Here is an 11,683-nt window from a genome sequence, read left to right on the forward strand (position 1 = left end):
CAGACCCCTCGCCACAGTAGGGAGCCTACTCGCTGGGTTCCAATCCACCGAAACCCTGCATCCGCCAGCTAGAGCATAGGAATGAGCATAGGGTCAGCAAAACTGTGTTGTGCGAACGACCGCAATCTCGGCGTTTTACCTAGTCACGCGGCATTTGGCTCCCCCGGTTGGACTCGAACCAACAACCCTTCGATTAACAGTCGAATGCTCTGCCAATTGAGCTACAGGGGATCGCTTGACGCGAGAAGAAACTCTAGCAGCTTCACCCCGAGATGTCGTATTCGGCCCGGACCCGTTCCAGGGCGTGGTCGACCCGGGCAGCGACCTCGGGGTCGGAGAGCCGGGTCCCGCGCATCGGCGTGGCCCGCCACAGCAGTGGTGCGTCGGGATCGGCCAGGTTCCGCCGCCCGCTGATCACCACGCCGTCGTCGGTGCCGTCGATGTCGATCCGTTCCCGGGCGACGATGGTGGCGTTCACCCGGTCGATGAACGCATCCGGCAGCTGGCCGACCTCGCGCAGCCGCAGCGTCCCCGGCCGGCCGTCCACCGTGGTCCAGCGCAGTTGTCGAAGTTCGGCGTTCCAGCCACCGTGGCCGACGTGATGCCACAGCAGCTCGCGCCAGTCGTTACCGTGCCCCCAGACCAGCCGGTCCGGCAATGCCACACACCACTGGTCGTCCTCGGTACGTCCCCAGGCCAGCGGCCGGACCCGCCGCCCCGTTCGCGCGGACAGCACCGCCCGGATGTCGCGGTCGAGTCGTCTCCACACAGGTCCAGTCTCCCACCCGCTGTGACGGCAGGTCAGGCTGCATCGCGTCGCAGGCGCGCCAAGGCCTGCGTCTCCAGTTGGCGTACCTCGGGCACCGAGATGCCGAGTTGGCGGGCCGTCGCCGGGCGGCTCAGGACGGCACCGGTGAACCCGAAGCGGAGCTCCACGACCCGGCGCTGGTCCTCGGCCAACCGGCCGAGCAGCCTCGCCCCGGTCGCCCGGTCGATCACCGCCAGCAAGGCGGTGTCGGCGATCGGGTCCGAGGGTTCGGCCACCTGGTCGATCGGTACGGGGAGGTGGTCGCACCGCCGCGCGTCGGTCCGCGCCGAGGATGGCACCGCCGGCCCGAGCACACTTTCGAAGCCGGCCCCGTCGTTCACCCGGCGCGATCGACGGCGAGCGATCGCCACACCGATCGGCAACTCCCCCGCCCGGGTGCAGACGGCGGTGGAGATCCGCGAGCGGGCCTGCACCGCAACCCAGGCACCCAGCCGGACACCACGGCGATGATCGAATCTGTCGACCGCATCGAGCAGCCCGAGCACCCCCTCGGCGAAGAGCTCGGCGACCGGCACCGGTGAACTGCTGGCGGCCTCCCGGGCGATCGCTGCCACCAGTCGGAGATTGCCGATCACCATCACTTCCCGGGCATTGCGACCGAGTGCCACCAGTTCACCGAGCTCGTCGCTGGTGGCCACCTGACAGTTCGCCTCGGCCAGCAGGTACGCGGCGTGGACCGCCACCTCCCAGCGGAGGGCGAGTTCGATCTCCTGACCGTGACTGAGCAGGTCATGTCGGAGCAGCTGTGCCGGGATCGTCCCCGGCGTGAGGAGGGGTGCTGTCATGAGCTCATCCTCGACAGCCACACCGGGCTCGCCAAGATCAACTCGAGGATCTGTGGTTAGCACCCGGACAACAACCCGACACCGCTCAGCCCCACCCCGTAGACACCGCCGGAGCCGGGGACCACACCCGACAGGCCCGTGTCCGAATGATCCGTGTCCGAACGCTCCCGGGGAGCGGCAGGTCAGGAATCGATGCCGACGCTGCGCGCCTGCAGGTCCTTGCGCCGATTCTCCAGCACCAGCAGATCGGCGAACATCTGGTTGTAGGCCGTCTGTTGATCAACCGGGTTGGTCCGTTGCAGTTTCGACTTCAGGTCCGCGATCGCACGTACCGTGCTGAGCAACCGCAACTTCGCCGCATAGGCCTGGACGTACTTCTGGTCCGGGGTGCTCAACAACGGCTGCACCGCCAAGGAGGCGATCAGGTGTTCCAGCGCGGCCGCGGCCGGGCCCTCCCCCAGGTGGGTACGCAACCGGACCAACCAGTCCTCGCCCCCGCGTCCGGTGGCATCGGTCGCCTTCACCGCCGAGAACAGTGCGGCATAGGCCGGATGGGTGAAGTCGGAGCCCTGCAGCTCCTCCCAGCTGGGTGAGAACAACTCCGGTTGCTGCACCAACAACTGACACGTACCCCGCTCCACCGAGAGTGCCCGGTCGGTCGGGTCGGGCAGCAGCGACAGCTCCGGCGGGCGTTCGTGCTCCTCGGCCGGCTCCGGCGCCGGTTCGGTGTGCCGGCTGGCGGCGCGACCGACCTCCCGGCGTACCTCCTCGACGTCCAAACCGATCATGCCGGCCAGCTCACGGGCGTAACCGTTGACCAGCGAAACATCGCGGATGCTGCTGACCAGCGGTGCCGCAGCCCGCATCGCTGCGGTCCGGCCCTCGGCCCGGTCAAGATCGAAACCGGCGATCACATTGCCCATCACGAAGCGGTACAGCGGGATCCGCCGGGCGACCAGTTCACGCACCGCCGCCGGCCCGTGCTGCAACCGCAGGTCACAGGGATCGAGACCGGTCGGTTCGATCGCCACATAGGTCTGGGAGATGAAGTTCTTGTCCCCGGAGAAGACCTTCAGCGCGGCCTTCTGCCCGGCCGCGTCACCGTCGAAGGTGAAGATCACCTCACCGTGGAAGGAGTCGTGGTTGCCCATCAGCCGTTGCAGCACCCGAGCATGATCATCACCGAAGGCCGTCCCGCAGGAGGCGACCGCGGTCTCCACCCCCGACAGGTGGGCCGCCATCACATCGGTGTAGCCCTCGACCACCACGGCCTGGGACTGTTTGCCGATCGCCTGCCGTGCCAGGTCGAGGCCGTAGAGCACATGCGACTTCTTGTAGACCGGCGTCTCGGGGGTGTTGATGTACTTGGCCGGCAGCCGGTCGTCGTCGTAGAGCCGCCGACCGCCGAAACCGAGCACCGAGGAACCGGAGTCGCGGATCGGCCACAGCAGCCGGCCGTTGAAGAAGTCCCAGCCCTTGTTCCGGACCAGCCCGGCGGCCTGCAGATCGGGCTCGGAGAAACCCTTGCCGCGCAGGTACGTACCGAGCTCGCGGCCACCGCGCGGGGCGTAACCGACACCGAACCGCTCGGCTGCTGCCCGGTCGAAACCACGCTGGTCGAGGAACTGTCGGGCCTGCAGCGCCTCCGGCCCGCGGAGCTGGGCGGCGAACCATTCCGCCGCCGCCGCATTGGCCTCCAGGATCCGCATCCGCTGGCCCCGCTCGGCGCGGACGCCGGGATCGTCCTCGGTGTAGCGCAGCTGGATACCGGTCTTGTCGGCCAGCCGCTCGACGGCCTCGGTGAAGCTGAGGTTGTCGATCTTCTGCAGGAAGGTGATCACATCACCGCCCTCACCGCAGCCGAAGCAGTAGAAGAAGCCACGCGAGGGGGTGACCTGGAAGCTCGGGGTCTTCTCGTCGTGGAAGGGGCACAGACCCTTCTGCGATCCGCCGCCGGCCTTCTTCAGCGTGACGTAGGTGCCGATGATGTCGTCGATCCGGGCGCGCTCACGCACCTCGGCGATGTCATCTGGGTGTATCCGGCCAACCACGGGGGCGAGTGTACGCGCCGATCAGGATCGGAAGTCCCGCCCGTCGGCTGCCAGCAGCTCGGCCAGGATGCCGATCGCCCTCGGCCCCACACCGTGCAATGCCGAGAGCTCGGTACGGGAGTGGCCGGCGACCGCATCCAGGTCGCTGATCCCGGCCTGCGCGAGTGCCCGCAGCGCAGGTTTTCCCAGCCGGTCGGGCAGCTCGGTGCGGTCCGTCCCGGTGCGCTGGGTGAGCCTGCTGGGTGCCGGGCCAGCCAGGCCTGTCGTACCCAATGATTGAGCGCCATCGCGTTCACCTCGGCGAGCGCGAACTCGATCCCGTCGGTGGGTCGATCCACCTCGACGGCACCCAGCTCGGCGACGAAGCTGGCGATCTGTTCCTCGTCGAGCCGCAGCCGAACCCGATCACGCCCGACCCGGCGGGCGAACCAGCCACGCCCGACCGCGTACACCGGGTCCGCCTGCCGATCGGCCGCGCTCACCTCGGGCAGGCCGGTGGCGGTTCTCTCCGGCTGTCGGGCTGTGGTCACGCTCGCCTCGATCCGTCTGCCGCGGTCCGCGGTCTGCCCACACCCTAGTGTGGGGGTATGGATCGACCACTGCTGCTGATCGACGGCGATTGCGGTTTCTGCCGCACCTGGGCCGGCCGGATCGCTCGCGCCCTGGACTCCCTCGGCGCCCGGCCGATCGACATCGACGCGGCATCGGCGGTCGCGCTCGATGCGCTCGGGGTGCCGCGCGCCCGGACCGAGTCCGAGGTCGTGCTGGTAATGCTCGACGGTCGCCACGTCGGTGGTGCGCAGGCCTTCGCGCAGTGGCTGGTCTGGGCCGGTGGGCCGGCCGGCCTGCTCGGACGCGCACTGGCGCTGCCCGGGGTCAGGCAGCTCGCCCAGCTGGCCTACCGGATCATCGCCGCGAACCGCTATCGACTGCCCGGATCGACCGCTGCCTGCGCGCTGCCGGCGGTACGTCGCCCTCACTCGGAGAACGTCAGCCAGGCCTGAACCGGGGCGTGGTCGGAGGCGAACCGGCCGCCCCGCGAGTAGATGTTGATCTTCGCCTTCTCGACGGTGATCGTGTGGTCGGTGAGCACCCAGTCGATCCGGTCGTTTCCGACCACCGGCTCCTCGTAGCCGAGGAAGGTACCGTACTCCGGGCTGAGGCGGCGCTTCGCCTCGTTCCAGCTGTCCTGGAACGGTCCGTCCACCACCAGGGTGCGGTAGCTCCCCGAATCCTGGGATGCCGGAGTGTTGAAGTCACCGGTGAGAATCACCGGCAGGTCGTCGAATTCGCCTGCCAGCTCGATGATCGCCTCTGCACTGCGGATCCTGGCCGGCTCCGACTGGTGGTCGAAGTGAGTGTTGATCATGATGAACTCGTCGCGGCTGCGCCGATCCTGCAAACGCGCCCAGACAACCACCCGGGTGACACTGTTGCCCCAGCTGGTCGAGCCGATCAGGTCCGGGGTGTCGGAGAGCCAGAACTGATCCCACTCCAGCACCGAGAAACGCTGTGCATCGTAGAAGATCGCCGAGTACTCGTCCTTGCTGCCGCCCTGCCGACCGTAGCCGATCATACGGTGATCCGGCAGCGCTTCCTCGATGGAGGCGAGTTGGTTGAACTGTGCTTCCTGCACACCGAGCAGACCGGGTTCCTCCTGCCGGAGCAGCTTGATCAGGACGGGCTCGCGTTCCGGCCAGTAGTCGTCCTCGCCGGGCTGGGTCTGACCGGTGTCCTGGCGGATGTTGTACGACATCACCTGCAGGCCACGCCCACGGTGGCGGCGTCTCGAATCCGCTGCGGCGGTGTCGGTCGCTCCGAGGGCGAGTGCCGCAGCTCCGGCGGCGGCACCGCCGATGAGGATCCGGCGACGATCGATCGGGGGCATGGGTGGCTCCTAGCCTGCTGGGGGGGGTTTCCGATGATCGTTCCAGTTCACCGGACAACGGCTCAACCACCATCGGGTGAACGCCTCCCGACGTGGAGGTTTCCGGAACGGCAGCATCGGTCCACCTCACCCGCGTCTCCGGTCCCGGACAGTTGCCGGGGCCACCCTTTGCCCGTCTCCCGACGACTGCCGCCGGTCGCGACACCAACCCGCGCACGGTCCGTCTGCCCGCGGCAAGGCCGGGCCACCGCTCCCCCGCAAGCACCAGGCCGACGCCGCCGGCGGCCACCAAGATCCCGGTGGCGGTGATCACGGTGAACGGTTCGGCGAACAGCAGCACCCCGCCGAGGGTCGTCGTCGGCACCACCAGGAACAACAGTGCGTTCAATGCGGTGACATCGACCCGCCGCAGCAGTGACCAGTAGGCGGCATACCCCAGAAGGGTGGGTACGAGGGCGAGCAGCGCCACCACGGCCCAGAACTGCCAGGTCCCCGGTGGTTGGAGCCGCCCGCTCAACCCGGCGATGATGATCATCGCCGCCGAACCGACGGTGGAATGGATCGCCATCATCACCGGCACCGGAACCCGGCCCGGCTGCACCCGGCGGCGTTCCAGGAACGTGGCCAACACCAGGCCGGCGACGGCGGCTGCGATCAACAGATAGGCGGCCGGCGGTGCGGAAGCGGTGAACAGATCGGCACCGATGATCATCAGCGCGCCGAGCAGGGCGATGATCAGTCCCGCCCACTGGCCGATCCGTACCGACCGACCAAGCAGCGGCCCCACCAAGGTGGCCACCACCACCGGCTGGATCGCATCGATCAACGAGGTGACTCCGGTGCTCACCCCGAGGGCGACGGCGGCATAGACCGGACCGACATAGCCGAGCTGGGAGAACAGTCCGATCACCGACTGTCGGGACCACTCCCCCCGCGATCTCGGTGTGGGCAGGCGAAACAGCGCCACCAGCCCCCAGAGGAGCACCGAGACGAGGACGAACCGCCAGAGCAGCACGGTCACCGGACCGACGGTGGCACCGAGCTTCGCGATCCAGAAACCCGAACTCCATGCCAGCACGAAGACCGGTGCCAACAATCCCAAAGGTATACCGATCTGTTTACTCATACCGGTGACTATACAGGTCTGTTTACGTGATGCTGCCGAACGGTAGACTGATCCGGTGCCCACGACGATGACCCCGGCTGCCCGACGCGTGCTGGATGCGGCGTCGCGGCTGTTCTATGCCCAGGGCATCCATGCCGTCGGCGTGGACACGATCGCTGCGGAGGCCGGGGTCACGAAGAAGACCCTGTACGACCGATTCGGCTCCAAGGACGCGCTGGTGGTGGCGTACCTGCGCGAACGCGATGATCGCTGGCGCGAGCTCCTGGCCGACCATCGTCAGCGAGCCGGGACCGACCGCGAGCGGTTGCTCAGCCTGTTCACCGCCGCGGAACGATGGTCACGGAAGGCAGGCGGACGCGGTTGTGCAGCGATCAACGCCCGCGCCGAGATCGACGACCCCGAGCACCCGATCGCCATCGAGGTGGCTCGGGAGAAGGCCTGGCTGTTGGAGCAGCTGGTCGCCGACTGCCGATCCGCCGGCGCCGACCGGCCGAAGGAGCTCGCGGCCGAACTGGCGCTGCTCTACGACGGCGCCCTCGCTGCCAGCGGCCTGCACTCGGTGCGGAATCCGTTCGGCTCGGCCCGCCGAGCCGCCGAGGCCTTGTGCACGGCGCACGGGATCTGAACCGGTGGCGATCAGTGCCGGTCGATCCCCTGCGGTAGCCGGGCCGGGTCCCAGTCCAGCAACTTGATCGCCTGCTCGAAGGCGTACCGATCGGTCATCCCGCCGACATAGCGCACCGCCTCGTGCACGGCCTCGCTGCTGCCGGGGTCGACCGCCGGTACATCGGGGATCGTGGAGGGGGCGGCGACGTAGTGCTCGACCAGTGCGCGAAGGACGTCGACCACCCGACGGGACTGATCGACCGCAGCCGGCCGGGTGTAGATCCGCTCGTAGTTGAACCTCCGCAAGGTGGCCAGCGCGGAGGCCTCCCGCGGTGCCATGCCGACCTCACCGTGCTCGGCCACCGAACCGATCACGGCTCGGATGAAGGTGCCGAGCTGTTCACGTCGGGCGGTCCCGGCGACCTCGACCACCTCGGCCGGGATCTCGTCGACGGTGATGATCCGGGCGTGGATCGCATCCTCCAGATCATGGGCGCAGTAGGCGATCCGGTCGGCCCAGGAGACGATCTCCCCCTCCACCGTCGACGGCGCCGGCCGGGACCACGAATGGTTGCGGATCCCGTCCAGGGTCTGCACACACAGGTTCAGCGGGGTGAGCACCACATCGGCCCCCCACGGCCCGTGGTCGTAACCCTCGGGAAGGAACTCGTCGAAGGCATCCTCCGAGGCATGTCCACCGGGGCCGTGCCCGCAGTCGTGACCGAGGGCGATCGCATCGGCCAACGAAACGTTGACCCCGATACCCCGGGCGATCGAGGTGGCGACCTGGGCGACCTCGATCGCATGGGTCAGCCGGGTCCGCTGATGATCGAGCGGATCGACCACCACCTGGGTCTTGCCTGCCAGCCGACGGAACGCGGTGGAGTGGACGATCCGGTCACGGTCGCGTTCGAAACAGGTACGTTCGGGATCCGGCGCCTCCGCGATCGCCCGCTCCCCGGCTCCCTCGGAGTAGGCGGACCCGGGCCGCAGGGTCAGCCGCTCCCGCTCCTCGCGCGCCTCCCGCCCGAGCACCTCCTGCTCGCCCACCGCGGCGTGGGAGTCGCGATGGGCGCGTACCAGCCCCTCGTCACCGTGGCCGCGCATGGTCTGTGCCCAGGCGATGGCGCGCGGGGGAAGTTCGGAATTCACGGCGGCCAGCCTAGTGACCGGCGGCCCGAAAGCCGACCCGACGCGAGGCGACGCCCGAAGGTCGATGCCGTGAGCGAGAACGTGGTCGACGACCCGACGAGACGTCGGTGATCACAAGACGTCGGTGACCCGGGACGATGTCGGTGGCCCGGGACGCGTCGGTGACCGCGAAGGCATCGGTGCCCATGAGACTGTCGGTGACCCATGGAACAGTGGCGACATGAGCTCACGTACCGCCAACTTCTGCATCGACGCACACGACCCGATCGCCCAGGCCCGCTGGTGGGATCAGGTGATCGATGATTTCTCGATCACCGACGACTGCATCATGACCGATGACGAGGCCGAGCTGATCGGCCCCGCCGGGCGTTGCCTGGAGTTCCTGAAGGTGCCGGAGGCGAAGACGGTGAAGAATCGGATGCACATCTGCCTGCGGCCGGTGTCGACCACCGTCGATGCCGAGGTGGAGCGGATCCTTGCGCTGGGCGCCAGTCTGGTCGACGACCGGCGCGGCCTGGACGACGGCGGCTGGGTGGTACTGGCCGACCCCGAGGGCAACGAGTTCTGTGTGCTCGACCGCACTGCCGAGCAGATGAACATCCTGCAGGCCTAGGACCTGTCCGAGGCTCCTTCGGCTCCATCTGTGTCCAAGGACACGAGGTAGGCGGCATTGCCGCGGAGCGCAGCCTCGTAGCGCTGCACCTCGGCTGTGGGAAACCGGTCGGCGATGACGGTCAGAACAACCCCGAGGGCGGCACTGGGCCGGCCCGCCGCATGCAATGTGAGCGCACGGAAGAGGCCGAGCGACTCCGACTCGGGGAACAGCGCCAAGCCTTCGTCGAACACGGTCAGGCTCTCGTCGAAGCGGCCGAGGTTGCGCAGCGTGCTGCCGTACTGCAAGTAGCACTGCCGCAACCAGCGCCCCTCCAAACCAGCGGCCATCGCCCGCTGGTAGTAGTCGAGCGCGGTTTCCTCCTGACCGTCGGTGTCGTAACTGCCGCCGACCTCGTAGAGCACGGCCGGGTCGTCCGGATGTTCGGCAAGCACCTCGAGGAACGCTGCGATGGTGGGTGCCATCTGTGTCCGATCCCGCGCGGCGAAGATCTCGTCCAGGCGGGCCCGCAGGACTGCATCCGTTCCCATGGGGGCATCCTCCGTTCAGCGTTCAGCCAGAATCCGTGTTCGAACAGCAATCGCCTCGAGCGGGTCGTGTCAGACACGACCTATGCCTCAACCGCCGCTGATGCCGATCTCGGCCTCGGCCAGGTCGGTGTCCAGACCACAGGTGTCGGACAGCCAGCCCTCGGGCATGATCACCTTCGCCCGGGGTGAGCCCTGACGCCCGCGGGGCTGACCGAGTTCGCCGGTGGGGAAAGGTTCGTCGGCGTCGACCTGACCGAGCCAGTGATCGACACCGGCCAGTGAGGAGGCCAGGCCGAGACCGCGGCGTACCTCACCACCGATCCCGAATCCCTTGAAGTACCAGGCGACGTGTTTGCGCAGGTCGGTCACCCCGGTCTGCTCCCCCATCAGCTCGGCGAGCAGTTCGGCATGGCGACGGAAGACCCTCGCCACCTCCCCCAGGTTCGGCAGCGCACGCTGCTGCTGCCCGGCGAAGGCGGCGGCGAGATCGCCGAACAGCCACGGGCGCCCCAGACAACCGCGACCGATCACCACCCCGTCGGCACCGGTCCGCTGCATCATCTCCAGCGCATCGGAGGCCTCCCAGATGTCACCGTTGCCGAGCACCGGGATTCCGACATGCTGCTTCAGTTCCGCGATCGAGTCCCAGTCCGCCGTACCCGAATAGGCCTGCACCGCGGTACGCCCGTGCAGCGCGATCGCCGCCACCCCGCAGTCCTCGGCGATGGCACCGGCATCGAGGAAGGTCAGGTGTTCGTCGTCGATGCCCTTGCGGGTCTTGCAGGTGACCGGCACCCCATAGGGTTCGGCCGCCTTCACCGTGGCCGAGAGGATCGCCCGCAGACGGTCCCGTTTCCAGGGCAGGACGGCTCCGCCACCCTTGCGGGTCACCTTCGGCACCGGGCAGCCGAAGTTGAGGTCGACATGGTCCACGCCGAAGTCACCGCAAAGGATCCTGGTCGCCTCGGCCATGGTCGGGGCGTCCACGCCGTAGAGCTGGACCGAGTTGACCGGTGCCCCCGGGTCGAAGGCCAGCATCTGGATCGACTTGCGATCCCGTTCCACGAGACCCCGGGAGGTGATCATCTCGCAGACGTAGAGGCCTGCGCCCTGTTCACGGCACAACTGCCGGAAGGCGGCATTGGTGATACCGGCCATCGGTGCGAGCACCACCGGCGTAGGGGCATGGACGGACCCCAGTCGGAGTCCGCTGTGGGTGGAGGTGATCGTCATGACCGGCCCAGCTTAACCCGGCCGAAGCGGCGACCGTTGCCTGAGAATCAGGCGGCCCGGACCAACCCGTCGCCGATCAGCGACGCGGGAGTACCGGTCGCCGATCCTTTGCCGATCCGCGACATGGGCTGCATCGGCGGCCGACCCGTCGGCGATCAGCGACGCGGGCGGCGCATCTGCGTGACACCGAAACCTCCGAACGACGCCCCGAAGGCCAGTCCCATACCCGCGAGCATCCACGGTACCCAGGCCCCGCCACCGGGGTCGACCCGGCAGTCCTCGGGATCGACCGGGTCGTAGATCACCTCGACCGGATCGCCGACGAAGTACTCCGTCGAGGTGCTGTAGGTGCCTCCTTGACAGGTGAGCGCCTGCCCCTCGATGGTCCGGTAGTCCGCACTCGGGGAATAGCTCACCTTCCGCTGGTCAGAGGCTTCGCTGTAACGGAGCGCTTCCCCGGTGTCGGTCACCGTGCCCTGCACGCTGACCCAGGCCGGTCTGTGCTGCGCCACGGCGACCAGGACGGCAGCCGTGCCGAGCGCCAGCAGCGTCACGATCCCGATCACCAGGAAGATCCTGCCCAGGCGATATCTCTCCGATCTGCGTCGGCGAGGTTTCCCGGACCGACGTTTCCCGGGCGCATCCTCGGTCGGCAGGAGCCGGGTGGTGATCTCGGTCCAGGATCCATCCGGATTCCGGCTCCGGATGGTGCGGGTCTGCACCACGGGATCCGGCATCGGCAGATCGTGTCCGGTCCAGGTGCTGTCGGCCGGCCGATAACCGCCGCCGGACGAGGCGCCGGGGTCGGGGTTCGACCGGCCCGGGTCGGTGGGTGGCTGTGACATCAGCTGATCTCCTCGATCGATGTGC

Annotated in this window: 13 protein-coding genes, 1 tRNA gene and 1 pseudogene; 4 read left to right on the top strand and 11 right to left on the bottom strand. The window is 68.2% G+C overall.

The window, feature by feature from the left end:
- Positions 1-155: 155 nt before the first annotated feature.
- From CLV29_RS07235 to CLV29_RS07255, 5 genes are all read right to left on the bottom strand, one after another.
- Positions 156-231: transfer RNA gene (locus CLV29_RS07235), tRNA-Asn, on the bottom strand.
- A gap of 31 nt (positions 232-262) precedes the next feature.
- Positions 263-769: a hypothetical protein gene (locus CLV29_RS07240; RefSeq protein ID WP_133754271.1), complete on the bottom strand. Its 507-nt coding sequence runs from the start codon at positions 767-769 to the stop codon at positions 263-265.
- 32 nt (positions 770-801) lie between these two features.
- On the bottom strand, positions 802-1,614 hold the full coding sequence (locus CLV29_RS07245; RefSeq protein ID WP_133754272.1) for a sigma-70 family RNA polymerase sigma factor: 813 nt from the start codon (positions 1,612-1,614) through the stop codon (positions 802-804).
- 182 nt (positions 1,615-1,796) lie between these two features.
- Positions 1,797-3,665, bottom strand: a complete 1,869-nt coding sequence (dnaG, locus tag CLV29_RS07250) for a DNA primase (RefSeq protein ID WP_133754273.1) — start codon at positions 3,663-3,665, stop codon at positions 1,797-1,799.
- A gap of 21 nt (positions 3,666-3,686) precedes the next feature.
- Positions 3,687-3,938 carry a helix-hairpin-helix domain-containing protein gene (locus CLV29_RS07255; protein WP_208292799.1) on the bottom strand — a complete coding sequence of 84 codons (252 nt, stop codon included), beginning with the start codon at positions 3,936-3,938 and terminating at the stop codon, positions 3,687-3,689.
- Here CLV29_RS07255 and CLV29_RS07260 point away from each other — a divergent pair.
- Both CLV29_RS07260 and CLV29_RS07265 read left to right on the top strand, forming a co-directional pair.
- On the top strand, positions 3,938-4,243 hold the full coding sequence (locus CLV29_RS07260) for a hypothetical protein (RefSeq protein ID WP_133754274.1): 306 nt from the start codon (positions 3,938-3,940) through the stop codon (positions 4,241-4,243). The genes CLV29_RS07255 and CLV29_RS07260 overlap by 1 nt on opposite strands.
- 9 nt (positions 4,244-4,252) lie before the next feature.
- A complete protein-coding gene (locus CLV29_RS07265; protein ID WP_133754275.1) occupies positions 4,253-4,669 on the top strand; it encodes a thiol-disulfide oxidoreductase DCC family protein in 417 nt (138 codons plus the stop codon).
- On the opposite strand, the gene CLV29_RS07270 is transcribed toward CLV29_RS07265, so the two are convergent.
- Together CLV29_RS07270 and CLV29_RS17205 are read right to left on the bottom strand one after the other, a co-directional pair.
- The gene (locus tag CLV29_RS07270; protein WP_133754276.1) at positions 4,642-5,553 is read right to left on the bottom strand and encodes an endonuclease/exonuclease/phosphatase family protein; all 912 of its coding nucleotides are present in this window, start codon (positions 5,551-5,553) and stop codon (positions 4,642-4,644) included. The two genes, CLV29_RS07265 and CLV29_RS07270, sit on opposite strands and share 28 nt — an antisense overlap.
- Positions 5,554-5,872: 319 nt before the next feature.
- Positions 5,873-6,679: pseudogene (locus CLV29_RS17205) on the bottom strand (DMT family transporter); the annotation flags it as partial.
- A gap of 55 nt (positions 6,680-6,734) precedes the next feature.
- Here CLV29_RS17205 and CLV29_RS07285 point away from each other — a divergent pair.
- Complete coding sequence (locus CLV29_RS07285) at positions 6,735-7,304, top strand: TetR/AcrR family transcriptional regulator (protein WP_243831783.1); 570 nt, start codon at positions 6,735-6,737, stop codon at positions 7,302-7,304.
- A gap of 11 nt (positions 7,305-7,315) precedes the next feature.
- Here the strand turns inward: CLV29_RS07285 and CLV29_RS07290 are convergent, their stop codons facing one another.
- Complete coding sequence (locus CLV29_RS07290; protein ID WP_133755104.1) at positions 7,316-8,392, bottom strand: HD domain-containing protein; 1,077 nt, start codon at positions 8,390-8,392, stop codon at positions 7,316-7,318.
- A gap of 265 nt (positions 8,393-8,657) precedes the next feature.
- Here CLV29_RS07290 and CLV29_RS07295 point away from each other — a divergent pair, with 265 nt between their 5' ends.
- Positions 8,658-9,050 (top strand): VOC family protein, encoded by a 393-nt coding sequence (locus CLV29_RS07295; RefSeq protein WP_133754278.1) that lies wholly within the window; start codon positions 8,658-8,660, stop codon positions 9,048-9,050.
- Here the strand turns inward: CLV29_RS07295 and CLV29_RS07300 are convergent.
- The 3 genes from CLV29_RS07300 to CLV29_RS07310 form a co-directional block, all read right to left on the bottom strand.
- Positions 9,047-9,580, bottom strand: a complete 534-nt coding sequence (locus CLV29_RS07300; RefSeq protein WP_133754279.1) for a tetratricopeptide repeat protein — start codon at positions 9,578-9,580, stop codon at positions 9,047-9,049. The genes CLV29_RS07295 and CLV29_RS07300 overlap by 4 nt on opposite strands.
- A gap of 87 nt (positions 9,581-9,667) precedes the next feature.
- Positions 9,668-10,813 carry a tRNA dihydrouridine synthase DusB gene (gene dusB / locus CLV29_RS07305; protein WP_133754280.1) on the bottom strand — a complete coding sequence of 382 codons (1,146 nt, stop codon included), beginning with the start codon at positions 10,811-10,813 and terminating at the stop codon, positions 9,668-9,670.
- Positions 10,814-10,968: 155 nt separating this feature from the next.
- Positions 10,969-11,658, bottom strand: coding sequence for a DUF3592 domain-containing protein (locus CLV29_RS07310; protein ID WP_166649165.1), 690 nt, complete (start codon positions 11,656-11,658; stop codon positions 10,969-10,971).
- Positions 11,659-11,683: the final 25 nt, after the last annotated feature.

Source organism: Naumannella halotolerans, from assembly GCF_004364645.1.
Lineage (GTDB): Bacteria > Actinomycetota > Actinomycetes > Propionibacteriales > Propionibacteriaceae > Naumannella > Naumannella halotolerans.

Bases quoted from the DNA above. Each gene is read 5' to 3' on its own strand.
- CLV29_RS07270 (WP_133754276.1), bottom strand. From the start codon at position 5,553: ATGCCCCCGATCGATCGTCGCCGGATCCTCATCGGCGGTGCCGCCGCC.
- CLV29_RS07300 (WP_133754279.1), bottom strand. From the start codon at position 9,580: ATGGGAACGGATGCAGTCCTGCGGGCCCGCCTGGACGAGATCTTCGCC.
- CLV29_RS07260 (WP_133754274.1), top strand. From the start codon at position 3,938: ATGATTGAGCGCCATCGCGTTCACCTCGGCGAGCGCGAACTCGATCCC.
- CLV29_RS07310 (WP_166649165.1), bottom strand. From the start codon at position 11,658: ATGTCACAGCCACCCACCGACCCGGGCCGGTCGAACCCCGACCCCGGC.
- CLV29_RS07295 (WP_133754278.1), top strand. From the start codon at position 8,658: ATGAGCTCACGTACCGCCAACTTCTGCATCGACGCACACGACCCGATC.
- CLV29_RS07265 (WP_133754275.1), top strand. From the start codon at position 4,253: ATGGATCGACCACTGCTGCTGATCGACGGCGATTGCGGTTTCTGCCGC.
- CLV29_RS07245 (WP_133754272.1), bottom strand. From the start codon at position 1,614: ATGACAGCACCCCTCCTCACGCCGGGGACGATCCCGGCACAGCTGCTC.
- CLV29_RS07290 (WP_133755104.1), bottom strand. From the start codon at position 8,392: ATGCGCGGCCACGGTGACGAGGGGCTGGTACGCGCCCATCGCGACTCC.
- dusB (WP_133754280.1), bottom strand. From the start codon at position 10,813: ATGACGATCACCTCCACCCACAGCGGACTCCGACTGGGGTCCGTCCAT.